The organism is Nocardioides dilutus (assembly GCF_054779555.1).
In genome coordinates, this window is record NZ_BAAGYA010000001.1 from 1500370 (window position 1) to 1525915 (window position 25546).

General features: G+C 68.4%; 39 protein-coding genes. 35 read left to right on the forward strand and 4 right to left on the reverse strand.

The window, feature by feature from the left end; translation table 11 throughout:
- Nucleotides 1-44 precede the first annotated feature (44 nt).
- Together ACYVC6_RS07255 and ACYVC6_RS07260 are read right to left on the reverse strand one after the other, a co-directional pair.
- Nucleotides 45-551, reverse strand: coding sequence for a carboxymuconolactone decarboxylase family protein (locus ACYVC6_RS07255; RefSeq protein WP_460712445.1), 507 nt, complete (start codon nucleotides 549-551; stop codon nucleotides 45-47).
- Entirely contained in the window at nucleotides 548-1684 is a 1137-nt protein-coding gene (locus ACYVC6_RS07260; RefSeq protein ID WP_460712446.1) for an NAD(P)H-dependent amine dehydrogenase family protein, read from the reverse strand. Before ACYVC6_RS07260 ends, ACYVC6_RS07255 begins: the two co-directional genes overlap by 4 nt.
- Before the next feature lie 365 nt (nucleotides 1685-2049).
- Here ACYVC6_RS07260 and rpsJ point away from each other — a divergent pair, with 365 nt between their 5' ends.
- From rpsJ to rplQ, 34 genes are all read left to right on the forward strand, one after another.
- Complete coding sequence (rpsJ, locus tag ACYVC6_RS07265) at nucleotides 2050-2358, forward strand: 30S ribosomal protein S10 (protein WP_008360994.1); 309 nt, start codon at nucleotides 2050-2052, stop codon at nucleotides 2356-2358.
- Nucleotides 2359-2380: 22 nt separating this feature from the next.
- Nucleotides 2381-3037, forward strand: a complete 657-nt coding sequence (gene rplC, locus ACYVC6_RS07270) for a 50S ribosomal protein L3 (protein ID WP_460712448.1) — start codon at nucleotides 2381-2383, stop codon at nucleotides 3035-3037.
- A gap of 2 nt (nucleotides 3038-3039) precedes the next feature.
- On the forward strand, nucleotides 3040-3900 hold the full coding sequence (gene rplD / locus ACYVC6_RS07275) for a 50S ribosomal protein L4 (RefSeq protein ID WP_460712449.1): 861 nt from the start codon (nucleotides 3040-3042) through the stop codon (nucleotides 3898-3900).
- A complete protein-coding gene (rplW, locus tag ACYVC6_RS07280) occupies nucleotides 3897-4202 on the forward strand; it encodes a 50S ribosomal protein L23 (protein ID WP_460712451.1) in 306 nt (101 codons plus the stop codon). Before rplD ends, rplW begins: the two co-directional genes overlap by 4 nt.
- On the forward strand, nucleotides 4202-5038 hold the full coding sequence (gene rplB, locus ACYVC6_RS07285; RefSeq protein WP_460712453.1) for a 50S ribosomal protein L2: 837 nt from the start codon (nucleotides 4202-4204) through the stop codon (nucleotides 5036-5038). Before rplW ends, rplB begins: the two co-directional genes overlap by 1 nt.
- A gap of 16 nt (nucleotides 5039-5054) precedes the next feature.
- Nucleotides 5055-5336 (forward strand): 30S ribosomal protein S19, encoded by a 282-nt coding sequence (gene rpsS, locus ACYVC6_RS07290; protein WP_460712455.1) that lies wholly within the window; start codon nucleotides 5055-5057, stop codon nucleotides 5334-5336.
- Nucleotides 5333-5776 (forward strand): 50S ribosomal protein L22, encoded by a 444-nt coding sequence (rplV, locus tag ACYVC6_RS07295; RefSeq protein WP_460712457.1) that lies wholly within the window; start codon nucleotides 5333-5335, stop codon nucleotides 5774-5776. Before rpsS ends, rplV begins: the two co-directional genes overlap by 4 nt.
- A gap of 3 nt (nucleotides 5777-5779) precedes the next feature.
- Nucleotides 5780-6625, forward strand: a complete 846-nt coding sequence (rpsC, locus tag ACYVC6_RS07300; protein WP_460712458.1) for a 30S ribosomal protein S3 — start codon at nucleotides 5780-5782, stop codon at nucleotides 6623-6625.
- Between the two features lie 3 nt (nucleotides 6626-6628).
- Nucleotides 6629-7048 (forward strand): 50S ribosomal protein L16, encoded by a 420-nt coding sequence (gene rplP / locus ACYVC6_RS07305; RefSeq protein ID WP_460712460.1) that lies wholly within the window; start codon nucleotides 6629-6631, stop codon nucleotides 7046-7048.
- A complete protein-coding gene (rpmC, locus tag ACYVC6_RS07310) occupies nucleotides 7048-7299 on the forward strand; it encodes a 50S ribosomal protein L29 (RefSeq protein ID WP_460712462.1) in 252 nt (83 codons plus the stop codon). The genes rplP and rpmC overlap by 1 nt, the downstream gene beginning before the upstream one ends.
- The gene (gene rpsQ, locus ACYVC6_RS07315; protein WP_460712464.1) at nucleotides 7296-7589 is read left to right on the forward strand and encodes a 30S ribosomal protein S17; all 294 of its coding nucleotides are present in this window, start codon (nucleotides 7296-7298) and stop codon (nucleotides 7587-7589) included. The genes rpmC and rpsQ overlap by 4 nt, the downstream gene beginning before the upstream one ends.
- Nucleotides 7586-7954, forward strand: a complete 369-nt coding sequence (gene rplN, locus ACYVC6_RS07320; protein WP_460712466.1) for a 50S ribosomal protein L14 — start codon at nucleotides 7586-7588, stop codon at nucleotides 7952-7954. Before rpsQ ends, rplN begins: the two co-directional genes overlap by 4 nt.
- Complete coding sequence (gene rplX, locus ACYVC6_RS07325; protein WP_460712468.1) at nucleotides 7954-8340, forward strand: 50S ribosomal protein L24; 387 nt, start codon at nucleotides 7954-7956, stop codon at nucleotides 8338-8340. Before rplN ends, rplX begins: the two co-directional genes overlap by 1 nt.
- Nucleotides 8341-8348: 8 nt before the next feature.
- Nucleotides 8349-8963 (forward strand): 50S ribosomal protein L5, encoded by a 615-nt coding sequence (gene rplE / locus ACYVC6_RS07330; protein WP_460712470.1) that lies wholly within the window; start codon nucleotides 8349-8351, stop codon nucleotides 8961-8963.
- Nucleotides 8964-8977: 14 nt separating this feature from the next.
- Nucleotides 8978-9163, forward strand: coding sequence for a type Z 30S ribosomal protein S14 (locus ACYVC6_RS07335; RefSeq protein WP_028636399.1), 186 nt, complete (start codon nucleotides 8978-8980; stop codon nucleotides 9161-9163).
- 79 nt (nucleotides 9164-9242) lie between these two features.
- Nucleotides 9243-9650 carry a 30S ribosomal protein S8 gene (gene rpsH, locus ACYVC6_RS07340; RefSeq protein ID WP_460712472.1) on the forward strand — a complete coding sequence of 136 codons (408 nt, stop codon included), beginning with the start codon at nucleotides 9243-9245 and terminating at the stop codon, nucleotides 9648-9650.
- Between the two features lie 27 nt (nucleotides 9651-9677).
- Nucleotides 9678-10220: a 50S ribosomal protein L6 gene (gene rplF, locus ACYVC6_RS07345; RefSeq protein WP_460712474.1), complete on the forward strand. Its 543-nt coding sequence runs from the start codon at nucleotides 9678-9680 to the stop codon at nucleotides 10218-10220.
- Nucleotide 10221: 1 nt separating this feature from the next.
- Nucleotides 10222-10605, forward strand: a complete 384-nt coding sequence (gene rplR / locus ACYVC6_RS07350) for a 50S ribosomal protein L18 (protein ID WP_460712476.1) — start codon at nucleotides 10222-10224, stop codon at nucleotides 10603-10605.
- 49 nt (nucleotides 10606-10654) lie between these two features.
- Complete coding sequence (gene rpsE / locus ACYVC6_RS07355) at nucleotides 10655-11284, forward strand: 30S ribosomal protein S5 (RefSeq protein WP_460712478.1); 630 nt, start codon at nucleotides 10655-10657, stop codon at nucleotides 11282-11284.
- On the forward strand, nucleotides 11284-11466 hold the full coding sequence (gene rpmD, locus ACYVC6_RS07360) for a 50S ribosomal protein L30 (protein WP_460712480.1): 183 nt from the start codon (nucleotides 11284-11286) through the stop codon (nucleotides 11464-11466). The genes rpsE and rpmD overlap by 1 nt, the downstream gene beginning before the upstream one ends.
- Nucleotides 11467-11470: 4 nt before the next feature.
- Entirely contained in the window at nucleotides 11471-11911 is a 441-nt protein-coding gene (gene rplO / locus ACYVC6_RS07365; RefSeq protein WP_460712482.1) for a 50S ribosomal protein L15, read from the forward strand.
- 99 nt (nucleotides 11912-12010) lie between these two features.
- Nucleotides 12011-13303: a preprotein translocase subunit SecY gene (gene secY, locus ACYVC6_RS07370; protein WP_460712484.1), complete on the forward strand. Its 1293-nt coding sequence runs from the start codon at nucleotides 12011-12013 to the stop codon at nucleotides 13301-13303.
- Complete coding sequence (locus ACYVC6_RS07375; protein WP_460712486.1) at nucleotides 13300-13875, forward strand: adenylate kinase; 576 nt, start codon at nucleotides 13300-13302, stop codon at nucleotides 13873-13875. Before secY ends, ACYVC6_RS07375 begins: the two co-directional genes overlap by 4 nt.
- A gap of 173 nt (nucleotides 13876-14048) precedes the next feature.
- Nucleotides 14049-15038, forward strand: a complete 990-nt coding sequence (locus tag ACYVC6_RS07380; protein WP_460712488.1) for a TerC family protein — start codon at nucleotides 14049-14051, stop codon at nucleotides 15036-15038.
- Nucleotides 15039-15047: 9 nt separating this feature from the next.
- Entirely contained in the window at nucleotides 15048-16046 is a 999-nt protein-coding gene (locus ACYVC6_RS07385; RefSeq protein ID WP_460712490.1) for a hypothetical protein, read from the forward strand.
- Between the two features lie 153 nt (nucleotides 16047-16199).
- The gene (locus ACYVC6_RS07390; protein WP_460713319.1) at nucleotides 16200-18197 is read left to right on the forward strand and encodes an FG-GAP-like repeat-containing protein; all 1998 of its coding nucleotides are present in this window, start codon (nucleotides 16200-16202) and stop codon (nucleotides 18195-18197) included.
- Nucleotides 18198-18263: 66 nt separating this feature from the next.
- Nucleotides 18264-19307, forward strand: a complete 1044-nt coding sequence (locus tag ACYVC6_RS07395; RefSeq protein WP_460713321.1) for an LLM class flavin-dependent oxidoreductase — start codon at nucleotides 18264-18266, stop codon at nucleotides 19305-19307.
- Nucleotides 19308-19559: 252 nt separating this feature from the next.
- Nucleotides 19560-19781 (forward strand): translation initiation factor IF-1, encoded by a 222-nt coding sequence (infA, locus tag ACYVC6_RS07400; RefSeq protein WP_011757309.1) that lies wholly within the window; start codon nucleotides 19560-19562, stop codon nucleotides 19779-19781.
- A 33-nt stretch (nucleotides 19782-19814) separates the two neighbouring features.
- Complete coding sequence (gene rpmJ, locus ACYVC6_RS07405) at nucleotides 19815-19928, forward strand: 50S ribosomal protein L36 (RefSeq protein ID WP_004008316.1); 114 nt, start codon at nucleotides 19815-19817, stop codon at nucleotides 19926-19928.
- A gap of 170 nt (nucleotides 19929-20098) precedes the next feature.
- Entirely contained in the window at nucleotides 20099-20473 is a 375-nt protein-coding gene (rpsM, locus tag ACYVC6_RS07410; RefSeq protein WP_460712492.1) for a 30S ribosomal protein S13, read from the forward strand.
- Nucleotides 20474-20481: 8 nt separating this feature from the next.
- The gene (rpsK, locus tag ACYVC6_RS07415; protein ID WP_460712494.1) at nucleotides 20482-20883 is read left to right on the forward strand and encodes a 30S ribosomal protein S11; all 402 of its coding nucleotides are present in this window, start codon (nucleotides 20482-20484) and stop codon (nucleotides 20881-20883) included.
- A gap of 24 nt (nucleotides 20884-20907) precedes the next feature.
- Entirely contained in the window at nucleotides 20908-21516 is a 609-nt protein-coding gene (rpsD, locus tag ACYVC6_RS07420; protein ID WP_460712496.1) for a 30S ribosomal protein S4, read from the forward strand.
- Between the two features lie 78 nt (nucleotides 21517-21594).
- Nucleotides 21595-22611 carry a DNA-directed RNA polymerase subunit alpha gene (locus ACYVC6_RS07425; RefSeq protein ID WP_460712498.1) on the forward strand — a complete coding sequence of 339 codons (1017 nt, stop codon included), beginning with the start codon at nucleotides 21595-21597 and terminating at the stop codon, nucleotides 22609-22611.
- 68 nt (nucleotides 22612-22679) lie between these two features.
- Nucleotides 22680-23294 carry a 50S ribosomal protein L17 gene (gene rplQ / locus ACYVC6_RS07430; protein ID WP_460712500.1) on the forward strand — a complete coding sequence of 205 codons (615 nt, stop codon included), beginning with the start codon at nucleotides 22680-22682 and terminating at the stop codon, nucleotides 23292-23294.
- A gap of 64 nt (nucleotides 23295-23358) precedes the next feature.
- Here the strand turns inward: rplQ and ACYVC6_RS07435 are convergent, their stop codons facing one another.
- Together ACYVC6_RS07435 and ACYVC6_RS07440 are read right to left on the reverse strand one after the other, a co-directional pair.
- Nucleotides 23359-24321: a ketopantoate reductase family protein gene (locus tag ACYVC6_RS07435; RefSeq protein ID WP_460712502.1), complete on the reverse strand. Its 963-nt coding sequence runs from the start codon at nucleotides 24319-24321 to the stop codon at nucleotides 23359-23361.
- Between the two features lie 6 nt (nucleotides 24322-24327).
- Nucleotides 24328-24564 (reverse strand): hypothetical protein, encoded by a 237-nt coding sequence (locus ACYVC6_RS07440; protein ID WP_460712504.1) that lies wholly within the window; start codon nucleotides 24562-24564, stop codon nucleotides 24328-24330.
- 38 nt (nucleotides 24565-24602) lie between these two features.
- On the opposite strand from ACYVC6_RS07440, the gene ACYVC6_RS07445 reads away from it, so the two are divergent.
- On the forward strand, nucleotides 24603-25523 hold the full coding sequence (locus ACYVC6_RS07445; RefSeq protein ID WP_460712506.1) for a carbohydrate kinase family protein: 921 nt from the start codon (nucleotides 24603-24605) through the stop codon (nucleotides 25521-25523).
- Nucleotides 25524-25546: the final 23 nt, after the last annotated feature.

Consider the following 25546-nt stretch of genomic DNA (forward strand, 5'->3'; position numbering starts at 1 on the left):
GAGCGAAGTGAGCGCGAGCGAACCCGCGAAGTGGGGGGCGGCGCTTATCCCCGGGTCGCACCCTGCTGCTGGTAGTGCGACGGCAGCACGCAGACCTCGTCGAGCCCGAGGACCCGGTTGAGCCGGCCGAAGGAGAGCCACGAGCCCAGACACATGGACAGCTCGACGATCTCCGCGTCGGAGTACGCCGCCTTCATCCGGCCCCAGAAGTCGTCGTCGATCCCGTGGTGGTCCAGGGCGTAGCGCTCGGCGTACTCGGCCGCCAGGCGGGTGCGGTCGTCGAAGGCCTCGGTCGTCCGCCAGGCGTCCACGGCCTCGGCGAAGTCGTCCTCGACCTTGGCGCCGTCGCGCTCGGTGCGCCAGTCCTGGCAGAACAGGCAGCCGTTGATCTGGGCGATCCGCAGCCGGGCCGCCTCGAACTCGCGGAGCCCGAGGGTGCTGTGGTCGTAGACCGCCTGCGCGAACGCGGCCGCGGCCGGTCCGATGCCGGGCACCATGACGCCCCAGACGTGGATGAGCGGGTCCTGGCCCTGCGGAACCTCGATGATCATGCGGTTGCCTTCCTGTGTCGGCCGAGCCGGCCGGTGGCGGGGGAGAGCGGAACGTCGAGCCCGTCGTAGAGCCCTGGCTCTGCGGTGCGGAGCCAGGGGATCGCGTTGACGAGACGGTTGGCTGCGGTGGCGTTGCCGCCGGCCGCCCGGTTGCCACCCTCGGCGGTGGCCTCGAGGCTGACCTCGATGCGCGGACGGCCCTCGATGACCACCTTGTGGGTGCCGTCCCCTCCGTCGGGCGGGACCGGCCAGTCGGGGGCCACCCCCGGCGCGATCCGGGTCACGTGCTCGACGACGATGACCGGCTCGCCGCCGACGAGGCCCTGGACCTCGAACCGCAGCGCCCCCTGGGTGCCTCGGGCGAACAGCCCCATCGAGTTGGTGACGTCCTCGTCCAGCGCACGGCGCTCGAGGGTCTCGCGGATCTCCTCGACCTCCACGCCGAGGGCGCGGGCGAGCAGGCGCACCTGCCCGCCCCAGACCGTGGTCGGGACGCCGGGCGCCACCATGAGTGGCTCGTAGTCCATCGGCTCGCCCATGCCCACGGCGTAGCGGACCGCGTCCGGGGCGTCGTAGGTCGAGTAGTCGAAGATCTCCTGGCAGCGGACCTGGTCGACCTCACCGGCCATCGCGCTCACCAGGACGGGCAGCACGTCGTTGCCCCAGCCCGGGTCGACCCCGCTCACGAACAGCGACGCGCCACCCTGCCTCGCGGCGGCGAGGAGCGGCTCGCGCACCTCCGGGGGCGCGTTGCGCTGGTCGTAGAGCGCGTAGAGCGCCGGGGTGACGACGACCGCGCCCCTGGCGAGCGCCCGGCGTACGTCGTTCGCCGCGTCGTCCGGCCGGAGGTCGCCCGAGGCCATGTAGGCCACCGCCCCACAGGCCGCGACCGTGGCGAGCGCCGCCTCGACGTCCGTGGTGGCGGTGACCCCGAGGTCACGGTCGAGGTCGGCGAGGTCGCCGGCGTTCCGGCCGGCCTTCCGGGGGTCGTTGACCAGCACCGCGGCCAGGGTCAGCGACGGGTTGGCGGCCACGGCCCGGATCGCGGCCCGGCCCATGTTGCCCGTGCCCCACACGACGACCGGGACCGGTTCGCTGACGTCCGAGAAGTAGAACGTGTTCTCGTTCGCCACGGTCAGGAGACTAGACCTCGAACGGATTTTGCACACCTACGGATCTCTGACAAGATGTTCCGGTTGCTCCGGCGGGTTGCCGGGGTGCGGCACATCTTGACTCCTGAATCGCGTCTCATGCGTGTTTGAGGTGTCGGCGTGCGTCCGCACCGAACCGTGAGACCCGATCAGCTCGACGAAGTCCTCCCAGAAATGGACACAGGGGAATGGCGTCGGGCGGCCCCCACAACACAGCAAGATCCCCGGTCTTGTGTCCGCAAGTCAGCGCGACACGCCCGACCTCGGGGGTCGGCCGCTGAGGCGTGGACAGGAGCGCGCTGAGGACCACAGGTGCAGGACAAGAGCGAGAAGGACGAGAGAGACCTATGGCGGGACAGAAGATCCGCATCAGGCTCAAGGCCTACGACCACGAGGTGATCGACACTTCGGCGCGCAAGATCGTGGACACGGTCACCCGCACGGGTGCCAAGGTCGCCGGCCCGGTGCCGTTGCCGACCGAGAAGAACGTGTACTGCGTCATCCGCTCGCCGCACAAGTACAAGGACTCCCGCGAGCACTTCGAGATGCGCACCCACAAGCGCCTCATCGACATCATCGACCCGACCCCAAAGACAGTCGACTCCCTCATGCGGCTCGACCTGCCCGCGGGTGTCGACATCGAGATCAAGCTCTGAGGACTCGAGGGGACACAGAGACATGACTTTCGAACGCAACGTGAAGGGCCTGCTGGGCACCAAGCTCGGCATGACCCAGCTGTGGGACGAGAACAACCGGGTCGTCCCCGTCACCGTCATCGCCGCGGGCACCAACGTCGTCACCCAGGTGCGCACGCCCGAGCGCGACGGCTACAACGCGATCCAGGTGGGCTTCGGCGAGATCGACGGCCGCAAGGTCAACAAGCCGATGGCGGGCCACTTCGGCCAGGCCGGCACCACCCCGCGCCGCCACCTCGTCGAGATCCGCACCACCACGGCCGCCGACTACTCGGTGGGCCAGGAGCTGGCCGTCGACACCTTCGCCGCCGGCGAGGAGATCGACGTGACCGGCACCAGCAAGGGCAAGGGCTTCGCCGGTGTGATGAAGCGCCACGGCTTCGCCGGTGTGTCGTCCTCGCACGGTGCCCACAAGAACCACCGCAAGCCCGGCTCGATCGGCGCCTGCGCGACCCCGGGTCGCGTCTTCAAGGGCGTCCGGATGGCCGGCCGGATGGGCAGCGACACCGTGACCACCCAGAACCTCACCGTCCACGCCGTCGACACCGACCGCGGCCTGATCCTGGTCAAGGGCGCCGTGCCCGGCCCCAAGGGTGGCCTCGTGGTGCTGCGGACGGCCGCCAAGAAGACGGAGGCGTGACCATGGCTGAGACGCAGACCGCCAAGAAGTCGACCGCCAAGAAGTCGACCGCCAAGAAGGCGCCGGCCAAGAAGGCGACCGCGAAGACCGCTGCCCCCAAGGGCGGCGGCGTCGCCAAGGTCGACCTGCCGGCCGACATCTTCGACGTGCAGGTCAACATCCCGCTGATCCACCAGGTCGTCGTCGCCCAGCAGGCTGCCGCGCGCCAGGGCACCCACTCGACCAAGCGTCGCGGCGAGGTCCGCGGTGGCGGTCGCAAGCCCTACAAGCAGAAGGGCACCGGCCGCGCCCGTCAGGGCTCGACCCGCGCCCCGCAGTTCGCGGGCGGCGGCATCGTCCACGGCCCCAAGCCGCGTGACTACGACCAGCGCACCCCCAAGAAGATGAAGGCCGCCGCGCTGCGCGGTGCCCTCTCCGACCGGGCCCGCAACGACCGCATCCACGTCGTCGACTCGTTCGGCCTGGGCGACACCCCGTCGACCCGGACCGCGCTGGCCCAGCTGGCGTCGATCACCGACCGCACCCGGTTCCTCGTGGTGCTCGAGCGCACCGACGCGACCACCTGGCTCTCGCTGCGCAACGCGCCCGAGGTCCACATCGTCGCCGTCGACCAGCTCAACACCTACGACGTGCTCGCCAGCGACGACGTGATCTTCACCCGCGGCGCCTACGACGCGTTCGTGGGTGGCACCGTCTCGGCGACCGAGCGGCCCGCGGCCGTGGTCGAGGCTCCGGCTGCCGACGCCGAGGCCGAGGCCGGGGCCGAGGCCGAGGACAAGCCGGCCAAGAAGGCGGCCGCCAAGAAGACCGCTGCCAAGAAGACCGCGACCAAGAAGGCCGCTGCCGAGGAGGAGTCCGAGTGAGCACCCTGCACAAGGACCACCGCGACGTGCTGATCGCCCCGGTCGTCTCCGAGAAGAGCTACACGCTCCTCGACGCCAACAAGTACACGTTCCTGGTGCGCCCGGATGCCAACAAGACCGAGATCAAGATCGCGGTCGAGAAGGTGTTCAACGTCAAGGTCACCAGCGTCAACACGCTCAACCGGCCGGGCAAGACGCGCCGCACGCGCAACGGGCTGGGCAAGCGCAAGGACACCAAGCGCGCGATCGTGAGCCTCGCCGAGGGTCACCGCATCGACATCTTCGGAGGACCGGTTTCCTGATGGCTATCCGCAAGTACAAGCCGACCACGCCGGGCCGTCGTGGCTCCTCGGTGGCCGACTTCGTCGAGATCACCCGGACCACTCCGGAGAAGTCGCTGACGCGTCCGCTGCCCAAGAAGGGCGGCCGCAACAACCAGGGCCGGATCACCACCCGGCACCAGGGCGGCGGTCACAAGCGCGCCTACCGCATCATCGACTTCCGTCGCTACGACAAGGACGGCGTCCCGGCCAAGGTCGCACACATCGAGTACGACCCCAACCGCACCGCGCGCATCGCGCTGCTCCACTACGCCGACGGCGAGAAGCGCTACATCATCGCGCCGAAGGACCTCAAGCAGTTCGCCACGCTCGAGTCGGGCGCGGGTGCCGACATCAAGGTCGGCAACAACCTGCCCCTGCGCCACATCCCGGTCGGCACCACGATCCACTGCATCGAGCTCCGGCCCGGTGGCGGTGCCAAGATCGCCCGCTCGGCCGGCATGAGCGCCCAGCTCGTGGCCCGTGAGGGTTCGCGCGCCACGCTGCGCATGCCCTCGGGTGAGATGCGCTTCGTCGACGTCCGCTGCCGCGCCACCGTCGGTGAGGTCGGCAACGCAGAGCAGTCCAACATCAACTGGGGCAAGGCCGGCCGGATGCGCTGGAAGGGCAAGCGCCCGACCGTCCGCGGTGTCGTCATGAACCCCGTCGACCACCCGCACGGTGGTGGCGAGGGCAAGACCTCCGGTGGCCGCCACCCGGTCTCGCCGTGGGGCAAGCCCGAGGGCCGCACGCGCAAGCGCAAGGCCAGCGACTCCCAGATCATCCGTCGTCGCAAGTCCGGCAAGGGTCGGAAGTAGCAGGAGTTATTGAGCCATGCCACGCAGCCTCAAGAAGGGCCCCTTCGTCGACGGCCACCTGATGAAGAAGGTGGACGCCGAGAACGAGAAGGGCAGCCACAACGTCATCAAGACCTGGTCGCGCCGCTCGATGATCGTGCCCGCCATGATCGGCCACACCATCGCGGTGCACGACGGTCGCAAGCACGTCCCGGTCTTCGTGTCCGACGCGATGGTCGGCCACAAGCTGGGCGAGTTCGCCCCGACCCGCACCTACCGCGGGCACGTCAAGGATGACAGGAAGGGCCGTCGCCGATGAGCACCACTGAGCGTCAGCGCATCAGCGCCCGCCGCGACTCGATCCTCGGCGACGCCCCGGGGGCGTTCGCCAGCGCGCGCTTCGTCCGGATCACCCCGCTCAAGGCCCGCCGCGTGGTGGACATGGTCCGGGGGATGCCGGTCGACGAGGCACTCTCGCTGCTCCAGTTCGCGCCGCAGGCGGCCTCCGAGACCATCTACAAGGTGCTCGAGAGCGCCATCGCCAACGCCGAGACCACCGAGGGCCTCGACCGCAGCGGCCTGGTCGTCTCGGTCGCGCGGGTCGACGAGGGCCCGACGATGAAGCGCTGGCGGCCGCGTGCGCAGGGCCGGGCCACCCGGATCAACAAGCGCACCAGCCACATCACGCTGGCGGTCCAGCCGGCCGACGCGCTGCCGACCAAGCAGAGCGTTGCCAAGAAGAACGGGAAGGGTGCCTGAGTCATGGGCCAGAAGATCAACCCCAACGGCTTCCGCCTGGGCATCTCCACCGACCACAAGTCGCGCTGGTACGCCGACAAGCTCTACAAGGCCTACGTCGGCGAGGACGTCGCGATCCGCAGGCTCCTGTCCAAGGGCATGGAGCGGGCCGGCATCTCCAAGGTCGAGATCGAGCGCACCCGTGACCGGGTCCGCGTCGACATCCACACCGCGCGCCCCGGAATCGTGATCGGTCGCCGCGGCGCCGAGGCCGACCGGATTCGCGGCGAGCTCGAGAAGCTCACCGGCAAGCAGGTCCAGCTCAACATCCTCGAGGTCAAGAACCCCGAGGTCGACGCCCAGCTCGTCGCCCAGGGTGTCGCCGAGCAGCTGTCCGGCCGGGTGCAGTTCCGCCGGGCGATGCGCAAGGCGATGCAGACGACGATGCGGTCGGGTGCCAAGGGCATCCGGATCCAGTGCTCGGGCCGGCTCAACGGCGCCGAGATGTCGCGCACGGAGTTCTACCGCGAGGGTCGTGTCCCTCTGCACACGCTCCGCGCCGACATCGACTACGGCTTCTACGAGGCCAAGACCACCTTCGGCCGCATCGGCGTCAAGGTCTGGATCTACAAGGGCGAGGTCGCCGGCACCCGTGCCGAGCGCCAGGCCCAGGCGGCCGCCCGCGCCGGAGTCCCGGGCCGTGGCGGCGCCCGTCCCGCCCGTGGCGGCGAGCGTCCCAGCCGGGGCACCCGTCCGACCCGCGGCGACCGTGAGGGCGCCCAGGACAGCGGACAGCCCGGCACCACCACGACCGAGACCGCGGCGGAGGCCCCCGCGGCCACCACCGACACCACGACCCAGGAGGGGTGACCCATGCTGATGCCCCGTCGTGTCAAGCACCGCAAGCAGCACCACCCCAACCGGCGTGGTGCCGCCAAGGGCGGGACCCGTCTCGCCTTCGGTGACTTCGGCATCCAGGCGGTCGAGGGTCACTACGTGACCAACCGTCAGATCGAGTCCGCTCGTATCGCCATGACGCGCCACATCAAGCGTGGCGGCAAGGTGTGGATCAACATCTACCCCGACCGCCCGCTGACCAAGAAGCCCGCCGAGACCCGGATGGGTTCCGGCAAGGGCTCCCCCGAGTGGTGGATCGCCAACGTCAAGCCCGGACGCGTGATGTTCGAGCTGTCCGGTGTCGACGAGACCGTTGCCCGCGAGGCGATGCGTCGCGCGATGCACAAGCTGCCGATGAAGTGCCGCTTCATCTCCCGTGAGGCTGGTGAGTTCTGATGGCCAACAAGGTGATGGCGCACGAGCTCGACGAGATGACCGACGTCGACCTCGAGAGCAAGCTGCGCGAGGCGAAGGAGGAGCTCTTCAACCTCCGCTTCCAGGCGGCCACCGGCCAGCTGGAGAGCCACGGCCGGCTCCGCACGGTCAAGAAGGACATCGCCCGGATCTACACCGTGGTGCGCGAGCGCGAGCTCGGCATCCGCGCCACCCCGGGTGACAACAACGACAACGAGGACGGTGCTCAGTGAGTGAGCAGTCGAGCGAGCAGACGGTCGAGCAGACCGACGAGCGCAACGCCCGCAAGGTCCGTGAGGGCCTGGTCGTCAGCGACAAGATGGACAAGACCGTGGTCGTGTCCGTCGAGGACCGTGTGAAGCACAAGCTCTACGGCAAGGTCCTCCGTCAGACGGCGCGGCTCAAGGCGCACGACGAGAACAACGAGTGCGGCATCGGCGACCGTGTCCAGATCATGGAGACCCGGCCCCTGTCGGCGACCAAGCGCTGGCGCCTGGTCAAGATCCTGGAGAAGGCCAAGTGATCCAGCAAGAGTCCCGGATGAAGGTCGCCGACAACACCGGCGCCAAGGAGATCCTGTGCATCCGTGTGCTGGGTGGCTCCGGTCGTCGCTACGCCGGCATCGGTGACACCATCGTGGCCACGGTCAAGGACGCGATCCCCGGCGGCAACGTCAAGAAGGGCGACGTCGTCAAGGCCGTCATCGTGCGCACCGTCAAGGAGCGTCGCCGTGCCGACGGTTCCTACATCAAGTTCGACGAGAACGCCGCGGTGATCCTCAAGGCCGACGGCGAGCCGCGCGGCACGCGCATCTTCGGCCCGGTGGGTCGCGAGCTGCGCGAGAAGCGCTTCATGAAGATCATCTCGCTGGCGCCGGAGGTGCTGTGATGACCGACAAGACCCCCAGCGGTGGGCCCAAGTCCCTTGGCATCAAGAAGGGTGACACCGTCAAGGTGATCGCCGGCCGCGACAAGGGCGCCGAGGGCAAGGTCATCAGCGTGCTCCGCGAGGAGCAGCGGCTGATCGTCGAGGGCGTCAACCGCGTCAAGAAGCACACCAAGGTCGTCAACCAGGGCGGCCGGGCCGGCAACACCGGCGGCATCATCACCGCCGAGGCGCCGATCCACGTCTCCAACGTCATCCTCGTCGAGGGCGACGGGGTGACCCGGCTGGGCTACCGCCGCGACGTGGTCACCAAGCGCCGTCCCGACGGCTCGACGTACGCCGCCGAGCGCAGCGTGCGCATCTCCCGCAAGACCGGCAAGGACATCTGAGGTACCCCATGACTGACACCGCCACCGAGGCGACCGAGACCACCGACGCACCGTCGGCGCGCAGCCGCTCCGCGGCCGTGACCCCTCGGCTCAAGACGCGCTACCGCGAGGAGATCGTCCCCGCGCTGCGCAGCGAGTTCGAGATCGCCAACGTCATGGACGTCCCCGGCCTGGTCAAGATCGTGGTCAACATGGGCGTGGGCGAGGCCGCCCGCGACTCCAAGCTGATCGAGGGCGCCATCCGCGACCTCACTGTGATCACCGGCCAGAAGCCGCTGGTGACCAAGGCCCGCAAGTCCATCGCCCAGTTCAAGCTGCGCGAGGGCATGCCGATCGGCGCGCACACCACGCTGCGCGGCGACCGGATGTGGGAGTTCCTCGACCGCCTGCTCTCGCTCGCACTGCCGCGCATCCGAGACTTCCGTGGCCTCTCGCCGCGCCAGTTCGACGGCAACGGCAACTACACCTTCGGTCTGACCGAGCAGGTCATGTTCCACGAGATCGACCAGGACAAGATCGACCGCTCGCGGGGCATGGACATCACCATCGTGACCACCGCGAAGAACGACGACCAGGGGCGGGCGCTGCTCAAGCAGCTCGGCTTCCCCTTCGCAGAGCGCTGAGGTAGGAGCGAGTAATGGCTAAGACAGCACTGAGGGTCAAGGCGGCCCGCAAGCCCAAGTTCGCGGTGCGTGGCTACACGCGCTGCCAGCGCTGCGGTCGCCCCAAGGCCGTCTACCGCAAGTTCGGCCTGTGCCGGATCTGCCTGCGGGAGATGGCCCACCGCGGCGAGCTCCCCGGCGTCACCAAGTCGAGCTGGTAACCACCCCAAACCACCAAGGCACAGCCATCACACGTCACAGGTCCCGCGCGGAAACCAGGCGAGAAGGAACACCAACACCATGACGATGACCGACCCGATCGCGGACATGCTCACCCGTCTGCGCAACGCCAACCAGGCCTTCCACGACTCCGTGTCGATGCCGCACAGCAAGATCAAGGAGGGCGTGGCCGAGATCCTCCAGCAGGAGGGTTACATCACCTCCTTCGAGGTTGCCGAGCCCGGCGAGGGCGAGGTCAGCAAGACGCTGACGATCACCCTCAAGTACGGCCGCAACCGCGAGCGCTCGATCGCCGGCGTCCGCCGGGTCAGCAAGCCCGGCCTGCGCGTCTACGCCAAGCACACCGGGCTGCCCAAGGTCCTCGGTGGTCTCGGTGTCGCGATCATCTCGACCAGCCAGGGTCTGCTGACCGACCGCAAGGCCAACAAGTTGGGCGTGGGTGGGGAAGTCCTCGCCTACGTCTGGTGACGAGAGAGACCAGGAGGAAGAACAGCAATGTCGCGAATCGGCAAGCTCCCCGTCCCGGTCCCCTCGGGGGTTGACGTGGCCATCGACGGACCGCTGGTGACGGTGAAGGGTCCCAAGGGCACCCTGAGTCACACCGTGGCCGCTCCGATCGTCGTCGAGAAGGGTGACGGCGGCGTCCTCGACGTCAAGCGCCCTGACGACGAGCGGACCAGCAGGTCGCTGCACGGCCTGACCCGGACGCTGGTCAACAACATGGTCGTCGGGGTCACCGAGGGCTACGAGAAGAAGCTCGAGATCGTCGGCGTGGGTTACCGCGTGCTCTCCAAGGGCCCGACGCAGCTCGAGTTCCAGCTCGGCTACAGCCACCCGATCATCTTCGACGCCCCGGACGGCATCACGTTCGCCGTCGAGAGCCAGACCAAGCTCGGTGTCCAGGGCATCGACAAGCAGCTCGTCGGCGAAGTCGCCGCGAACATCCGCAAGCTCCGCAAGCCCGAGCCCTACAAGGGCAAGGGCGTGCGCTACGCCGGCGAACACGTCCGACGCAAGGTCGGAAAGGCAGGCAAGTGACATGGCGATCTCGCTGAAGAACCGCAAGCACACGCACGCCCGGACCAGGTCCCGGCTGCGGCGACAGGTGCGAGGCCGCAAGAAGGTCGCAGGCACCGAGGAGCGGCCGCGTCTGGTCGTCACCCGGTCGTCCAAGCACATCACCGTCCAGGTGGTCGACGACCTCCAGGGCCGCACGCTGGCCTACGCCTCCACCATGGAGGCCGACCTGCGCGCCGGCTCGGGCGACAAGACCGCCAAGGCGAAGGCCGTCGGCGAGCTCGTCGCCCAGCGGGCCAAGGCTGCCGGCATCGAGGGCGTCGTCTTCGACCGTGCCGGACACAAGTACCACGGCCGGATCGCCGCACTGGCGGACGCCGCTCGCGAAGGTGGGCTCAAGTTCTGATGACTCACTTCGACAGCAACACCACGACGTACGAGATGGAGACCCAGGCATGAGCGGACCGCAGCGCGGAGCCCGTACCGGCGGTGGTGACCGCCGCGGCGGTCGCGACGACCGTCGCGGTGGCCAGGAGAAGAGCCAGTACCTCGAGCGCGTCGTCGCGATCAACCGCGTCGCCAAGGTCGTCAAGGGTGGTCGGCGCTTCAGCTTCACCGCCCTGGTCGTCGTCGGCGACGGCGACGGCATGGTCGGTGTCGGCTACGGCAAGGCCAAGGAGGTGCCGGCCGCCATCGCCAAGGGCGTGGAGGAGGCCAAGAAGGCGTTCTTCCGGGTGCCTCGCATCCAGGGCACCATCCCGCACCCCGTCCAGGGCGAGAAGGCCGCGGGCGTCGTCATGCTGCGCCCGGCCGCTCCCGGTACCGGTGTGATCGCCGGTGGTCCGGTGCGCGCCGTGCTGGAGTGCGCCGGCATCCACGACATCCTGAGCAAGTCGCTCGGCTCGTCCAACCAGATCAACATCGTGCACGCCACCGTCGAGGCGCTGCGGATGCTGGAGCAGCCCGAGGACGTCGCCGCTCGTCGCGGCCTCACGATCGAGCAGGTCGCCCCGGCGGCCCTGCTCCGGGCCCGTGACGAGGGCAAGGCGGCTGCCGCTGCCGCACCCGCGGAGGTGACCGTCTGATGGCGCAGCTCAAGGTCCAGCAGAAGAAGTCCACCATCGGCTGCAAGGCCAACCAGCGCGAGACCCTGCGCACGCTCGGTCTCAAGCGGATCGGCGACGTGGTCGTCAAGGAGGACCGCCCGGAGATCCGGGGCATGGTCCACACCGTCCGTCACCTCGTGACGGTCGAGGAAGTGAACTAGTCACATGACTCTCAAGTTGCACCACCTGCGCCCCGCCCCGGGGGCCAAGACCGCGAAGACCCGCGTGGGTCGCGGTGAGGCCTCCAAGGGCAAGACCGCGGGCCGTGGCACCAAGGGCACCAAGGCCCGCTACCAGGTCCCGGCGTCGTTCGAGGGTGGACAGATGCCCATCCACATGCGGCTGCCGAAGCTCAAGGGCTTCAAGAACCCGTTCAAGGTCGAGTTCCAGGTCGTCAACCTCGACCGGATCAGCGAGCTGTTCCCCGAGGGTGGCGACGTGACCGTCGCCGACCTGGTCGCCAAGGGCGCCGTCCGCAAGAACGAGCCGGTCAAGGTGCTCGGCCAGGGCGAGGTCTCGGTGAAGGTCAACGTCTCGGCCAACGCCTTCTCGGCTTCGGCCCAGGAGAAGATCGCGGCCGCCGGGGGAACCACCACCGTCGTCTGAGACGTTCCTGAGACGTTGTTAGGCTGACCCTCGGTCCTCGGGGGCCGGCGGCCGGCGCCGAATCGCCGCGGATCAAACGGTTGAAGGGGTAGGAATCTCGTGCTGAAGGCGTTCGTGAACGCGTTCCGGACCCCGGACCTGCGGCGCAAGCTGCTGTTCGTCCTGTTGATCGTCGTGGTCTTCCGGGCCGGCTCTCAGATCCCCGCGCCGGGCGTCAACGTCGCCAACGTGCAGTCCTGCCTCAACGACCAGGACAGCGGGATCTACAACCTGATCAACCTGTTCAGCGGCGGCGCGCTGCTCCAGCTGACGATCTTCGCGCTGGGGATCATGCCCTACATCACCGCGAGCATCATCCTGCAGCTGCTGGTGGTGGTGATCCCGCGGCTGGAGGCCCTCAAGAAGGAGGGCCAGTCCGGCCAGACCAAGATCACGCAGTACACGCGCTACCTCACGCTCGGCCTCGCGCTGCTCCAGGCCACCGGCATCGTGGCCCTGGCCCGCTCGGGCAACCTCCTGCAGAACTGCCCCAAGGATCTCCTGCACAGCAACGACACCCAGACCTTCCTGGTCATGGTCGTCACCATGACCGCCGGCACCGCGGTGATTATGTGGCTCGGCGAGCTCATCACCGAGCGTGGCGTCGGCAACGGCATGTCGATCCTCATCTTCTGCCAGGTCATCGCCACCTTCCCGAGCGCGATGTGGCAGGTCGCCCAGCAGCAGGGCCCGTGGACCTTCGGCGTCGTGCTCGTCATCGGGCTCGTCATCGTCGCCGCGGTCATCTTCATCGAGCAGGCCCAGCGCCGGATCCCCGTCCAGTACGCCCGCCGGATGGTCGGCCGCAAGATGTTCGGGGGCTCCTCGACCTACATCCCGCTCAAGGTCAACCAGGCCGGCATCATCCCGGTCATCTTCGCGTCCTCGCTGCTCTACCTGCCCGCGATGGCGGTGCAGTTCAACCAGAACAGCGACTCGAAGTGGATCGAGTGGGTCAGCAGGTACTTCGTCACCGGCGACCACCCGTTCTACATGGCCCTCTACTTCGGGCTCATCGTGTTCTTCACCTACTTCTACGTCTCGATCACCTTCAACCCTCAAGAGGTGGCCGACAACATGAAGAAGTACGGCGGCTTCATCCCCGGGATCCGGGCGGGCAAGCCGACCGAGGACTACCTGTCCTACGTCCTGTCCCGCATCACTGCGCCAGGAGCTGTCTACCTCGGTCTCGTTGCCCTGATCCCGTTGATCGCGCTCGTGCTGATCAACGCGAACCAGAACTTCCCCTTCGGCGGCACCTCCATCCTCATCATGGTCGGCGTTGCCCTCGACACCGTGAAGCAGATCGAGAGCCAGCTCCAGCAGCGCAACTACGAAGGGTTCCTTCGTTGAGGCTTCTGATCATGGGTCCGCCCGGTGCCGGGAAGGGGACCCAGGCGAAGTACGTCGCCGACCACTTCAAGATCCCGGCGATCTCCACCGGGGACATCTTCCGCGCCAACGTCTCGCAGGGCACGCCCTTGGGGGTCGAGGCCAAGCGCTTCATGGACGCGGGCGAGTATGTCCCTGACGAGCTCACCAACCTGATGGTGCGCAACCGGATCGACGAGCCCGACGCCATCGCCGGCTTCCTGCTCGACGGCTACCCGCGCACCGTCGCGCAGGTCGAGGAGCTCGACCGGATGGTCGAGTTCACCGGCCACCGCCTGGACGCCGTCGTCGCGCTGACCGTCGACGAGGACGCGGTCGTCGAGCGGCTACTGCGCCGCGCGGAGACCGACGGCCGGGCCGACGACACCGAGGACGTCATCCGCCGCCGGATGCAGGTCTACGCCGAGCAGACCGAGCCGCTGCTCGCCGTCTACCGCGGCCGCGGCATCCTCATCGAGGTCGACGGCATGGGCGAGGTCGACCAGGTGACGGAGCGGATCTTCTCCGCCCTCGACGACATCGTTGAGAGCTGAGCGCACTGCCCGTGTCAGACTGCTCCCGAAGAGGGGAGTATTCCTCCGCCGCGGGATCGTCAGCACGAGCGCAAGCTCCGGGCCCGCGGGTCATGGGCGCCGAAGTGGGCACCGATGGCGGAAGAGACCTCTGACGGTCCCCCGTCCCCTCACCCCGCCAGGAGTTCCCGCCCGTGGATGTCTCACCCCTCGTCTGGACCGTCACCATCTCGGTGACGACCGCCCTGCTGCTCATCGACGTGTTCGTCGTCGGCCGCCGCCCGCACGAGCCCAACACGCGTGAGGTCGCCCGGCACCTGGCGTTCTTCATCGGTCTGGCCATCGCGTTCGGCATCGGCATCTGGGTGTTCTACGGCGGCCGCTACGGCGGCGAGTTCTTCGCCGGCTGGCTGACCGAGTACTCGCTGTCGATCGACAACCTCTTCGTCTTCATCATCATCATGACCAAGCTGAAGGTGCCCCGGCAGTACCAGCAGACCGCCCTGCTGATCGGCATCGTCATCGCCCTGGTCATGCGCGGCATCTTCATCGGCGTCGGCGCGGCTGCGATCAACCAGTTCAGCTGGGTGTTCTACCTGTTCGGGCTGTTCCTGGTGTGGACCGCCTACAAGCTGGCCAAGGACGACGACCAGGACGGCGAGCACTACGACCAGCCGCGGATCGTGACCTACGCCCAGACCCACCTGCCGGTGACCGACAAGTGGAACGGCGTCAAGCTCTCGGTCAAGGAGAACGGCAAGCGGCTCTGGACCCCGATGTTCATCGTCGTGCTGTCGCTGGGCATGACCGACCTGCTGTTCGCCCTCGACTCGATCCCCGCGATCTTCGGTCTCACCCGCGAGCCGTTCCTCGTCTTCACCGCCAACATCTTCGCGCTGATGGGCCTGCGCCAGCTCTACTTCCTCATCGGCGACCTGCTGCAACGGCTCGTCTACCTCTCCTACGGGCTGGCCGTGCTGCTGGCGTTCATCGGCGTCAAGCTGATCCTGCACGCGATGCACGAGAACGAGCTGGGGTTCATCAACGGCGGTCACCACATCGAGTGGGCCCCGGAGATCCCGATCTGGTTCTCGCTGATCGCGATCGTCGGCATCCTGGGCGTCACCACCGTCCTCAGCCTCGCCAAGGACCGCAGGGACCGGACCGCGGCGGACAGGGCCTAGCCTGGACCTGTGAGGGTCGGGCTCGGAGCGCTGCTGCTCGGCCTGACCGCGCTCGTGGCCGCACCACCCGGCGCCGCCGCCCCGGAGCCCGGCGCCAAGGCCGTGGCCGAGCGGGTGGTCGGCGACGGCAGCCCCGGCTCCTGCACGTCCCGGGCGGTCGTGCGCGCGGTGAAGGCAGGCGGCTCGATCTCGTTCGACTGCGGCCCGGACCCGGTGACGATCGTGATGAGGCGGACCGCCAAGGTGGTCAACACCAACCCGGTGACGGTCATCGACGGCGGCGGGCTGGTGACCCTGAGCGGCGACGGCGAGCGCCGGATCCTCTACCAGAACACCTGCGATCCCAAGCAGGTGTGGACCACCGACCACTGCCAGGACCAGAAGGACCCGCTGCTGGTGCTGCGCGGGCTCCGGCTCGTCCGTGGAGACTCGACCGGGGAGACGGCCGAGGGCGGTGGGGGCGGTGCGCTGTTCGTGAGGGGCGGCCGGCTCAAGATCGTGGACAGCGAGTTCGACCGCAACCGCTGTGACCGCACCGGGCCCGACCTCGGTGGTGCCGCGGTGCGAGTGCTCAGCCACTGGTCGGCCAAGCCGGTGCGGGTGGTGCGCAGCACCTTCACCCGGGGCCGCTGCTCCAACGGGTCCGCGCTGAGCAGCATCGGGGTGTCCTGGCGGATCAGGGACAGCGTCTTCCGAGGCAACCGGGCCATCGGCCACGGAGCCAACCCGGCGCAACCCGGCACCCCGGGCGGCGGCAGCGGCGGCGCCATCTACCTCGACGGCAACAGCTTCACGCTGCGGCTCGACCGGGCGCTGATGGAGGGCAACAAGGCCCGCGAGGGCGGCGGCGCCATCTTCTTCGTCTCCAACGACCGCACCGGCACGATGACGCTGTCGGACTCCACGCTGAGGGACAACCCCAGCCTCGGCTTCGAGACCTACCCCGGGATCTTCTTCCTCGGCGCCAAGGCGTCCTTCATCAACGGGACGACGGTCGACAAGTACTAGTCGCGACTGGCCTGAACAGGCCATGGTGAACCGCAGAGCCGCCCATCTATGGTTCAAGTCGTTTGCTGTGACGGGGAGGGTGGCGTGCCGTTGCGCTTGTGCAGTCTTCGCTGGGTAATGTCCGGAGTTCTCGCCTTGGCTGTCGGACTGGTCATGCTCCCGGGCGCGGAAGTCGCCTATGCCTCCGAGGGCTATCGGCCGCCCGATACTCACCCGGCGACAGAAGCAACTGCGCGGGCGGCAGGAAAGGTACTCCTCTGCGAGTCGACGGGCTACGCATGTACGACCGGAGGATACGCGGGATCCGAGCCGTGGGGATATGCCGGCACCTGCTACGACTCCAAGAGTCGCAACCACAACTGCACAACCTACGCATACTTCAAGGTCCATAAGAACGGGTCGCGCAAACCTTCGAGTGCTTTGGGAAACGCGAACCAATGGGCAGTTAACGCCAAGGCCGACGGTTTCACCGTTGACAAGACGCCAGCTGTGGGCTCGGTGGCCCAGTGGAACTCCCAACACGTTGCTTACGTGGAGGTGGTGACCGCCGACTACATCGAAGTGACTGAAGACAACTGCTCCGTGTTCGTTGGGGGAAAACAGTACGGGCTGCGGACCCGTCGTTGGCGCATCCCAAGGGGATCGACTGCTTGGCCGAACCACTTCATCCACTTCAAGGATGTTGGGCCTGCGGCGACGGCGTCAGTCCTTGCGCCGATCACCGGTAATTGGGACGGGTATGCACCCTCCGGTGAGGGGTCGGACCTGCAGCCAGTGACGGGTGACTGGGATGGGGATGGGAAGTCCGATATCGGTCTTCGCCGGGTCTCAACCGGAATGTGGTATCTGAAGACCGGCCCGTCGTGGTCGGAGTCGACGGTGGCCTGGTCGTCGGGTGCGGGGACGGATCTGCAGCCGGTGACCGGTGATTGGGATGGCGATGGAAAGACGGACATCGGGCTGCGTCGGGTCTCGACCGGGACGTGGTACCTGAGGGCCGGTCCTGACTGGAGCCAGTCAACGGTGGCCTGGCCATCGGGGTCGGGCACTGATCTGGAACCGGTGACGGGTGATTGGGATGGTGACGGAAAGACCGATATCGGTCTGCGTCGGGTGTCGACGGGGATGTGGTACTTCAAGACCGGTCCGTCGTGGGCTCAGACGGTGTATGCCTGGGACTCAGGTCCGGGGGCGGATCTGCAGCCGGTGACGGGTGATTGGGATGGTGACGGAAAGACTGATATCGGTCTGCGTCGGGTGTCGACGGGGATGTGGTACTTCAAGACGGGTCCGTCGTGGGCTCAGACGGTGTATGCCTGGGACTCAGGTCCGGGGGCGGATCTGCAGCCGGTGACGGGTGATTGGGATGGTGACGGAAAGACTGATATCGGTCTGCGTCGGGTGTCGACGGGGATGTGGTACTTCAAGACGGGTCCGTCGTGGTCTCAGACGGCAACGCCATGGGACAAGCACCTCACATCGGATATCGGTCTGCGTCGGGTGTCGACGGGGATGTGGTACTTCAAGACGGGTCCCTCGTGGTCCCAGACGACCTACCCGTGGTCGTCAGGGGCGGGATCAGATCTACAGCCGGTGACCGGTGACTGGAACGGCGATGGGAAGACCGACATCGGGCTACGTCGCGTCTCGACCGGGATGTGGTATCTGAGAACGGGGCCGACGTGGTCGCAGTCGGTCGTGGAGTGGCCATCAGGCGCTGGTTCGGGCCTGGAGCCGGTGACGGGTGACTGGGACGGGGACGGGAGGACCGATATCGGATTGCGGCGGGTGTCGACTGGCACCTGGTACTTCCGTACGGGCTCGTCGTGGACGCAGTCGACGTATCCGTGGGCCGGAGGGACTGATCTTCAGCCGGTGACGGGTGACTGGGACGGAGACGGGAAGACTGACATCGGTCTGCGTCGGGTGTCGTCGGGGATGTGGTATCTCAGGACTGGCCCCACGTGGTCGCAGTCAACCGTCGCCTGGGGGTCTGGAAAGGGGACTGGGCTGCAGCCGGTGACCGGTGACTGGAATGGGGACAGGAAGGCCGATATCGGATTGCGCCGGGTCTCGACCGGCACGTGGTACTTCCGCACCGGTCCGTCGTGGTCGCAAACGACGTACGCCTGGCCGTCGGGAGCTGGGTGAGCCGTTCTCACGTCCAGGCGCGAGGAATGCCTGTCCGTTGCGAGTGGTTGTGACCGGGTGACCTCGATGCCCGCGCTGTCCGTCCTCGACCTGGTGCCCGTGCGCACCGACCAGACGAGCGCGGACGCCGTGGCCGCGACCCTGTCGCTGGCCCGGGTGGCCGACGGGCTCGGCTACCGGCGCTACTGGCTGGCCGAGCACCACAACATGCCGGCCGTGGCGGCGACCAACCCGCCCGTCCTCATCGGGCTGGTCGCGGGTGCGACCTCGCGGATGCGGGTCGGGTCGGGCGGGGTGATGCTGCCCAACCACGCACCGTTGGTCGTGGCGGAGCAGTTCGCGCTGCTCGAGGCGGCCTACCCGGGCCGGATCGACCTCGGCCTCGGCCGGGCGCCAGGCACGGACCCGGTCACGTCGTACGCACTGAGGCACGGCGCGGGTGGGGTCACCGACGAGGCGGTCAGTCGGTTCCCGGAGTACGTCGACAACATCCTGACGATGATGGAGCCGGCCGGTGCAGTGCTCAGCGTGGCCGGGCGCCGGCACACCCTCCGCGCCACGCCGGTCGCGACGTCGGTGCCGAGCATCTGGCTCCTTGGTTCCTCGGACTACTCGGCACGGGTGGCGGCGGAGAAGGGCCTGCCCTACGTCTTCGCCCACCACTTCTCCGGCAGCGGCACCGCGGAGGCGCTGGAGCTCTATCGCTCGACCTTCCGGCCCTCCGATGTCCTGGCCGAGCCGCGCACGTTCCTGACGGTCAACGCCGTCGTGGCCGAGAGCGCGGAGGAGGCGGAGCGCCGGGCGCTGCCCAACCTGCTGATGATGGTGGCCCTGCGGACCGGCCAGCCGCTCGGACCGCAGCTGCTGGTCGAGGAGGCCCAGAAGGAGGTGCAGGTCGACCTGCCCGAGCCGCACCGCGCCCTGGTCGCGCGGATGCGGGAGCGCTGGGTCATCGGGTCGCCGGAGGTGGCGCGCGCCCAGGTGGCCGACCTGGCGGCGGCGTACGGCGTCGACGAGGTGATGGTGCACCCGGTCGCCGGGGCCCATGTCGGCACCGAACCGGACCGGGGTCCGGCTCGCGAGGAGACGCTGACGCTCCTGGCGTCGTGACCGTCGGTCGAATTGGGGATTCCGGCCGGGACTGACTAGACTGGTCCGTCGGCCCAACATGGGTCTGTCTAGCGCTGCCTCACGGCTGCCCGGACGCGGACGTCTCGACTTCTCCAGGGTCTTGACGCGAGCGCCCGGCGAGGTGCGCGAGCGGGCTCCGTGAGGTCCACGCCCCGCGCTCCTCGGAGCAGAGGGCGGCGGTTCCCGGGCCAAACGGTAGACAACCAGGCAACGCAACGGATTGTGGAGGACATGCCGAAGAAAGAAGGCGTGATCGAGATCGAGGGCACCGTCGTGGAGGCCCTCCCCAACGCAATGTTCCGCGTGGAGCTGAGCAACGGGCACAAGGTTCTCGCCCACATCAGCGGCAAGATGCGCCAGCACTACATCCGGATCCTCCCCGAGGACCGCGTGGTGGTGGAGCTCTCGCCGTACGACCTCACCCGGGGTCGCATCGTCTACCGGTACAAGTAAGCGCACCTGCCAGCCGAAAGCGAGTCCTTCGACATGAAGGTCAACCCGAGCGTCAAGCCCATCTGTGACAAGTGCAAGGTGATCCGTCGCCACGGCCGCGTCATGGTGATCTGCGAGAACCCGCGTCACAAGCAGCGCCAAGGCTGAACAGCACAGCGCTGCAGCACCACCACAACTGAACAACCCACATCGTGATCGCTAGCCAGGGGAGTCCCTGGTGAAGCCACCTCCGGAGCAGACGGCCGGAGCCCGACCGAGGCAGGCACGGGACGCGTCACGACCGACACCGCTGCGAACCACGTAAGGAAACCCGCCACATGGCACGCCTCGTTGGTGTGGATCTCCCGCGCGACAAGCGCATCGAGATCGCACTCACCTACATCTACGGCATCGGCCGTACCCGCGCCCAGCAAGTGCTCGCCGCGACCGGGGTCGACCCGAACGCCCGCGTCCACGAGCTGGGCGACGCCGAGCTGGTCAAGCTCCGCGACGAGATCGAGTCCAACTTCAAGATCGAGGGTGACCTCCGTCGAGAGGTCCAGGCCGACATCCGTCGCAAGATCGAGATCGGCTCCTACCAGGGCCGCCGTCACCGCCAGGGCCTGCCGGTCCGCGGTCAGCGCACCAAGACCAACGCTCGCACCCGCAAGGGCCCGAAGCGCACCGTTGCCGGCAAGAAGAAGGCGAAGTGATCTAGAAGATGCCTCCCAAGACACGCGCGACCGCCAAGAAGGTGCGTCGCAAGGAGAAGAAGAACATCGCTCAGGGCGAGGCCCACATCAAGAGCACGTTCAACAACACGATCGTGACGATCACCGACCCCACGGGTGCGGTCATCGCCTGGGCGTCGGCCGGCACCGTCGGCTTCAAGGGCTCCCGCAAGTCCACCCCGTTCGCCGCGCAGATGGCCGCCGAGGCAGCCGGTCGCCGGGCCATGGACCACGGCATGAAGAAGATCGACGTCTTCGTCAAGGGCCCGGGTTCGGGCCGCGAGACCGCGATCCGGTCCCTGGGTGCGATCGGCCTCGAGGTCGGCACCATCCAGGACGTCACCCCCACCCCCCACAACGGCTGCCGCCCGCCCAAGCGCCGGCGCGTCTGACCTCGAGACAAAGGAGAGACTGACATGGCCCGTTACACCGGACCCATGACCAAGAAGTCGCGCCGTCTCGGTGTCGACCTCGTCGGTGGCGACGCTGCGTACGAGAAGCGTCCCTACCCGCCCGGCCAGCACGGCCGCGCGCGGATCAAGGAGAGCGAGTACCGCTCGCAGCTCCAGGAGAAGCAGAAGGCCCGCTACACCTACGGCATCCTCGAGCGCCAGTTCCACAACTACTACGTGGAGGCGTCGCGTCGCCAGGGCAAGACCGGCGACAACCTGCTCCAGCTGCTGGAGTGCCGTCTCGACAACGTGGTCTACCGCGCCGGCTTCGCCCGGACCCGCCGCCATGCCCGCCAGCTGGTGACCCACGGTCACTTCCTGGTCAACGGCAAGAAGGTCAACATCCCGTCCTACCAGGTGACCGCCCACGACGTGATCGACGTTCGGGAGAAGTCGCTGGAGATGACCCCGTTCATCGTGGCGCGCGAGACCCACGGCGAGCGGCACGTGCCGGCGTGGATGGAGGCGCTCCCCAACCGGATGCGCATCCTCATCCACCAGCTCCCGGTGCGCGCGCAGATCGACCTTCCGGTCCAGGAGCAGCTCATCGTCGAGTTCTACTCGAAGAAGTAGTCACCGCACGTCTTCCGTTCGCCGCCACCGCAACATCTGGGCCTGTCATATATCGGGTAGGTCCGGGAAGGAAAACCAGTGCTCATCGCACAGCGCCCCACCCTGTCGGAGGAGTCCGTCGACGAGTTCCGTTCGCGGTTCGTCATCGAGCCGCTGGAGCCCGGCTTCGGCTACACGCTCGGCAACTCGCTGCGCCGTACCCTCCTCTCGTCGATCCCCGGTGCCTCGGTCACGAGCATCCGGATCGACAGCGTCCTCCACGAGTTCTCGACCATCGAGGGCGTCAAGGAGGACGTCACCGAGGTGATCCTCAACCTCAAGGGCCTCGTCGTCTCCTCCGAGCACGACGAGCCGGTGACCATGTACCTGCGCAAGTCCGGCGCCGGTGAGGTCACCGCCAGCGACATCCAGCCGCCGGCCGGAGTCGAGGTGCACAACCCCGACCTCAAGATCGCGACCCTGTCCGACAAGGGCTCCCTCGACATGGAGCTCGTCGTCGAGCGTGGCCGCGGCTACGTCTCGGCGGTGCAGAACAAGGGCATGGACAACGAGATCGGCCGGATGCCGGTCGACTCGATCTACAGCCCGGTCCTCAAGGTGACCTACAAGGTCGAGGCCACTCGTGTGGAGCAGCGGACCGACTTCGACAAGCTCGTCATCGACGTCGAGACCAAGCCGTCGATCCGTCCCCGCGACGCGATCGCCTCGGCCGGCAAGACGCTCGTCGAGCTCTTCGGCCTGGCGCGTGAGCTCAACGTCGAGGCCGAGGGCATCGACATCGGCCCGTCGCCGGTCGACGAGCAGCTGGCCGCCGACCTGGCGCTGCCGGTCGAGGACCTGCAGCTCACCGTCCGCTCCTACAACTGCCTCAAGCGCGAGGGCATCCACACTGTGGGTGAGCTCATCAGCCGCTCGGAGCAGGACCTGCTCGACATCCGCAACTTCGGTGCGAAGTCGATCGACGAGGTCAAGGCCAAGCTGGTCGAGATGGGCCTGTCCCTCAAGGACAGCGCGCCCGGCTTCGACCCGCACGCGGCCCTGGCGGCGTACGGCGATGACGATGACGACGCCTTCGTGGAGGACGAGCAGTACTGATCCGGGTTTCCCGTAACAGCAGCATCTACCCCGGTACCTGACACGGCCGGGGAGAAACGAGAGAAGCAATGCCCACTCCCAAGAAGGGTGCCCGCCTCGGCGGCAGCCCGTCCCACCAGCGGCTGATCCTGTCCAACCTCGCCACGGCGCTGTTCGAGCACGGCCGGATCACCACCACCGAGACCCGGGCCCGCACGCTGCGCCCGGTGGCGGAGAAGCTGATCACCAAGGCCAAGAAGGCCGAGCTCGGCACTGTCGAGAGCCTGCACCACCGGCGCGAGGTCCTGAAGACCATCCGCGACAAGTCGGTCGTGCACACCCTCTTCACCGAGATCGGCCCGAGCTTCGCCGACCGCCCGGGTGGCTACACCCGGATCACCAAGATCGGTCCGCGCAAGGGCGACAACGCCCCGATGGCGGTCATCGAGCTGGTGACCGAGAAGTACGACCCCAAGCCCGCGCGCACCAAGGCCAAGAAGACCGAGGAGCCCAAGCAGGCTGCTCCGGTCGAGGAGGCCGAGGTCGTCGACGAGGGAGCCGAGGCTGAGGTGGACGGCCCGACCGAGCTCACCGAGGAGGCGTCGCCCGAGGAGAGCGTCGTCGCCGAGGAGCAGCCGGTCGAGGACGAGGCGCCCGCTGAGGACGCTGCCGAGGAGTCCGACGAGGACGCCGACAAGGCCTGACCAAGCAGCACCCCACTGGACCCGCCCCGAGCTCATCGGGCGGGTCAGTGGCTATTTGAGGTGGCTACTTGAGGTGGGCGAGCAGCTCGGCGGCGTCCACGCTGCGCGGCTCGGCGCCGCGTCGGGCCAGGTCGTGGACCGTCTCGAGCAGCAGCGCGTTGACCGGCGTCGGGATCCCGTGCAGCCGGCCCTGCAGGACGATCTCGCCGGTGAGGTAGTCGACCTCGGAGCCGTCGGCGCCGCGGGCCAGGCTCTGCCAGGTCGAGCCGCCCCGGGGCGGCTGGCCGCTCGGCCGCGGTTGGAGCGCGTCACCGCGGCGTTGCTCGTCGACCTCGGCGCTGACCACCGGGATGCCGGCGGTGCGCAGGGTCTCCTCGCCCTCTGCCTGGGCCCGCTCCGCGAGCTCGTCGGCGGCAGTCCCGGGCGCACAGGACGCGTCGACCGCGTTGCCCAGGTTCATCAGCAGCTTGCGGTGCTTCCACGCCATGATGTCGGGCCGCACCTCGGAGCCGAACCCCGCCGTCCCCAGGTCGGCGGCCACCGCCGCACAGAGGTCGTCCGTGCCTCCCGGGACCCGGCCGAGGTCCAGCATCCCCGGCACCGGGTGGCACTTCTGGACGACGACCCCCGGTTCGAGGTGGGTCGACGGCAGCATCACCAGCACGCCGTAGGTCCTGGCGAAGCGCCGCAATGCCTCGGCCTCGTTGGCCACGCCGTTCTGGGCGGTGAGCACGGGCGTGTCCGGCGGGGCGTGGCGGACCAGGTCGGCGAGGACGACGGGTGTGTGCTGCGACTTCACGGCCACCACGACCACGGTGTCATCGGTCCATGCGACGTCGGCGGCAGTGTCCGTGGCCGGTGCGTCCACGACGTACGTCGCCGCATAGGTGTCGAGGGTGAGGCCGCGCGCCTGGATCGCGGCGAGGTGGTCCCCGCGCGCCAGGAGGGTGACGTCGTGGCCGGTGCGGTGCAGATGACCTGCGATGACCCCGCCGACCGCGCCGACGCCATAGACGACGTAGCGCACCAGTCGCTACATCCGGGTGGGTCGGTTAGCCCGGACGATCATCCAGGCCATCACGGCGGTGCCCGACAGCAGCAGCACGAGACCGATCGCGCTGACCACCGTCTCCTCGAAGTAGAGGCCGATGGCGACGAGGGCGGCACCGGCGACGAAGTCACCGGCCGCCATCCACTTGAACAGCGTGGTGAGCTGCTGGGGGCTCATCGAGCTCGAGGGGGAGGGAGGCGGCATGGCCGGATCGGACATGCTCCGATCATGTCACTGACTCCTGCCAGACTGCCGTCATGGATCGCGACGTTCTGGTGGTGGGGGAGTCCCTCGTCGACATCGTGGCGACGTTGAGCGGTGCCCCGCACGAGTACGCCGGCGGCAGCGCCGCCAACGTGGCGGTGGCCCTGTCCCGCCTGGGACGGCCGGTGCGGCTGGCGACCAGCTTCGCGGCCGACGAGCACGGCCGGATGGTCGCCGACCACCTCGCGGCGGCGGGCGTGGAGCTCGCCTGCGACCCGGGCGCGGTCGAGCGGACCTCGACCGCGATGGCGACCATCGGCACCGCGGGCGCCGCGCGCTACACCTTCGACATCGACTGGCGCATCAACCCCGTCCCCGAGGACCCCGCGCCGCTCGTCGCCCACACCTGCTCCCTCGGCGCCGTGCTGTCTCCCGGCGCGGAGGACGTCGTCGCCCTGCTGGGCAGGCTCAGGGACCGAGCCACCGTCACCTACGACGTCAACGCCCGTCCGGCGGTGACCGGCACGGGCCCGGACGTCGTGGCCCGCGTCGAGCGGATGGTCGACGTGGCCGACCTGGTCAAGGCCAGCGACGAGGACCTCGAGGCGCTCTATCCGGAGCTCTCCACGACCGACGCCGCGGCCGCGCTGCTGGCGCGCGGACCGGCGGTGGTCGTCGTGACCCGCGGGGCCGACGGTGCCCTGTGGCTCGACCGCGAGGGCCCCGTGGAGGTCGCGTCCCGCCGGGTGACGGTGGCGGACACCATCGGGGCCGGTGACACCTTCGGCGCGGGGCTGGTCGACGCCCTGTGGGAGCGCGGCCGGCTCGGCGCGGAGCATCGCGAGGAGCTGCGGTCCCTCGACCGTGCGGAGGTCGTCGAGGTGCTCGAGCACGCTGCCCGCGCCGCCGCGGTCACGGTCTCGCGCCCGGGGGCCGACCCGCCCTGGAAGCACGAGCTGGTCCAAGGCGCCTGACACCGGCACCCGTCGGGCACCGA

What these genes read in the sequence shown, in the direction of transcription:
- ACYVC6_RS07255 (WP_460712445.1), bottom strand. Translation starts at nt 551, where the DNA reads ATGATCATCGAGGTTCCGCAGGGCCAGGACCCGCTCATCCACGTCTGG.
- rpsJ (WP_008360994.1), top strand. Translation starts at nt 2,050, where the DNA reads ATGGCGGGACAGAAGATCCGCATCAGGCTCAAGGCCTACGACCACGAG.
- rplC (WP_460712448.1), top strand. Translation starts at nt 2,381, where the DNA reads ATGACTTTCGAACGCAACGTGAAGGGCCTGCTGGGCACCAAGCTCGGC.
- rplD (WP_460712449.1), top strand. Translation starts at nt 3,040, where the DNA reads ATGGCTGAGACGCAGACCGCCAAGAAGTCGACCGCCAAGAAGTCGACC.
- rplB (WP_460712453.1), top strand. Translation starts at nt 4,202, where the DNA reads ATGGCTATCCGCAAGTACAAGCCGACCACGCCGGGCCGTCGTGGCTCC.
- rpsS (WP_460712455.1), top strand. Translation starts at nt 5,055, where the DNA reads ATGCCACGCAGCCTCAAGAAGGGCCCCTTCGTCGACGGCCACCTGATG.
- rplV (WP_460712457.1), top strand. Translation starts at nt 5,333, where the DNA reads ATGAGCACCACTGAGCGTCAGCGCATCAGCGCCCGCCGCGACTCGATC.
- rpsC (WP_460712458.1), top strand. Translation starts at nt 5,780, where the DNA reads ATGGGCCAGAAGATCAACCCCAACGGCTTCCGCCTGGGCATCTCCACC.
- rplP (WP_460712460.1), top strand. Translation starts at nt 6,629, where the DNA reads ATGCTGATGCCCCGTCGTGTCAAGCACCGCAAGCAGCACCACCCCAAC.
- rpmC (WP_460712462.1), top strand. Translation starts at nt 7,048, where the DNA reads ATGGCCAACAAGGTGATGGCGCACGAGCTCGACGAGATGACCGACGTC.
- rplX (WP_460712468.1), top strand. Translation starts at nt 7,954, where the DNA reads ATGACCGACAAGACCCCCAGCGGTGGGCCCAAGTCCCTTGGCATCAAG.
- rplE (WP_460712470.1), top strand. Translation starts at nt 8,349, where the DNA reads ATGACTGACACCGCCACCGAGGCGACCGAGACCACCGACGCACCGTCG.
- ACYVC6_RS07335 (WP_028636399.1), top strand. Translation starts at nt 8,978, where the DNA reads ATGGCTAAGACAGCACTGAGGGTCAAGGCGGCCCGCAAGCCCAAGTTC.
- rpsH (WP_460712472.1), top strand. Translation starts at nt 9,243, where the DNA reads ATGACGATGACCGACCCGATCGCGGACATGCTCACCCGTCTGCGCAAC.
- rplF (WP_460712474.1), top strand. Translation starts at nt 9,678, where the DNA reads ATGTCGCGAATCGGCAAGCTCCCCGTCCCGGTCCCCTCGGGGGTTGAC.
- rplR (WP_460712476.1), top strand. Translation starts at nt 10,222, where the DNA reads ATGGCGATCTCGCTGAAGAACCGCAAGCACACGCACGCCCGGACCAGG.
- rpsE (WP_460712478.1), top strand. Translation starts at nt 10,655, where the DNA reads ATGAGCGGACCGCAGCGCGGAGCCCGTACCGGCGGTGGTGACCGCCGC.
- rpmD (WP_460712480.1), top strand. Translation starts at nt 11,284, where the DNA reads ATGGCGCAGCTCAAGGTCCAGCAGAAGAAGTCCACCATCGGCTGCAAG.
- rplO (WP_460712482.1), top strand. Translation starts at nt 11,471, where the DNA reads ATGACTCTCAAGTTGCACCACCTGCGCCCCGCCCCGGGGGCCAAGACC.
- ACYVC6_RS07390 (WP_460713319.1), top strand. Translation starts at nt 16,200, where the DNA reads ATGCTCCCGGGCGCGGAAGTCGCCTATGCCTCCGAGGGCTATCGGCCG.
- ACYVC6_RS07395 (WP_460713321.1), top strand. Translation starts at nt 18,264, where the DNA reads ATGCCCGCGCTGTCCGTCCTCGACCTGGTGCCCGTGCGCACCGACCAG.
- infA (WP_011757309.1), top strand. Translation starts at nt 19,560, where the DNA reads ATGCCGAAGAAAGAAGGCGTGATCGAGATCGAGGGCACCGTCGTGGAG.
- rpmJ (WP_004008316.1), top strand. Translation starts at nt 19,815, where the DNA reads ATGAAGGTCAACCCGAGCGTCAAGCCCATCTGTGACAAGTGCAAGGTG.
- rpsM (WP_460712492.1), top strand. Translation starts at nt 20,099, where the DNA reads ATGGCACGCCTCGTTGGTGTGGATCTCCCGCGCGACAAGCGCATCGAG.
- rpsK (WP_460712494.1), top strand. Translation starts at nt 20,482, where the DNA reads ATGCCTCCCAAGACACGCGCGACCGCCAAGAAGGTGCGTCGCAAGGAG.
- rpsD (WP_460712496.1), top strand. Translation starts at nt 20,908, where the DNA reads ATGGCCCGTTACACCGGACCCATGACCAAGAAGTCGCGCCGTCTCGGT.
- rplQ (WP_460712500.1), top strand. Translation starts at nt 22,680, where the DNA reads ATGCCCACTCCCAAGAAGGGTGCCCGCCTCGGCGGCAGCCCGTCCCAC.
- ACYVC6_RS07440 (WP_460712504.1), bottom strand. Translation starts at nt 24,564, where the DNA reads ATGTCCGATCCGGCCATGCCGCCTCCCTCCCCCTCGAGCTCGATGAGC.
- ACYVC6_RS07445 (WP_460712506.1), top strand. Translation starts at nt 24,603, where the DNA reads ATGGATCGCGACGTTCTGGTGGTGGGGGAGTCCCTCGTCGACATCGTG.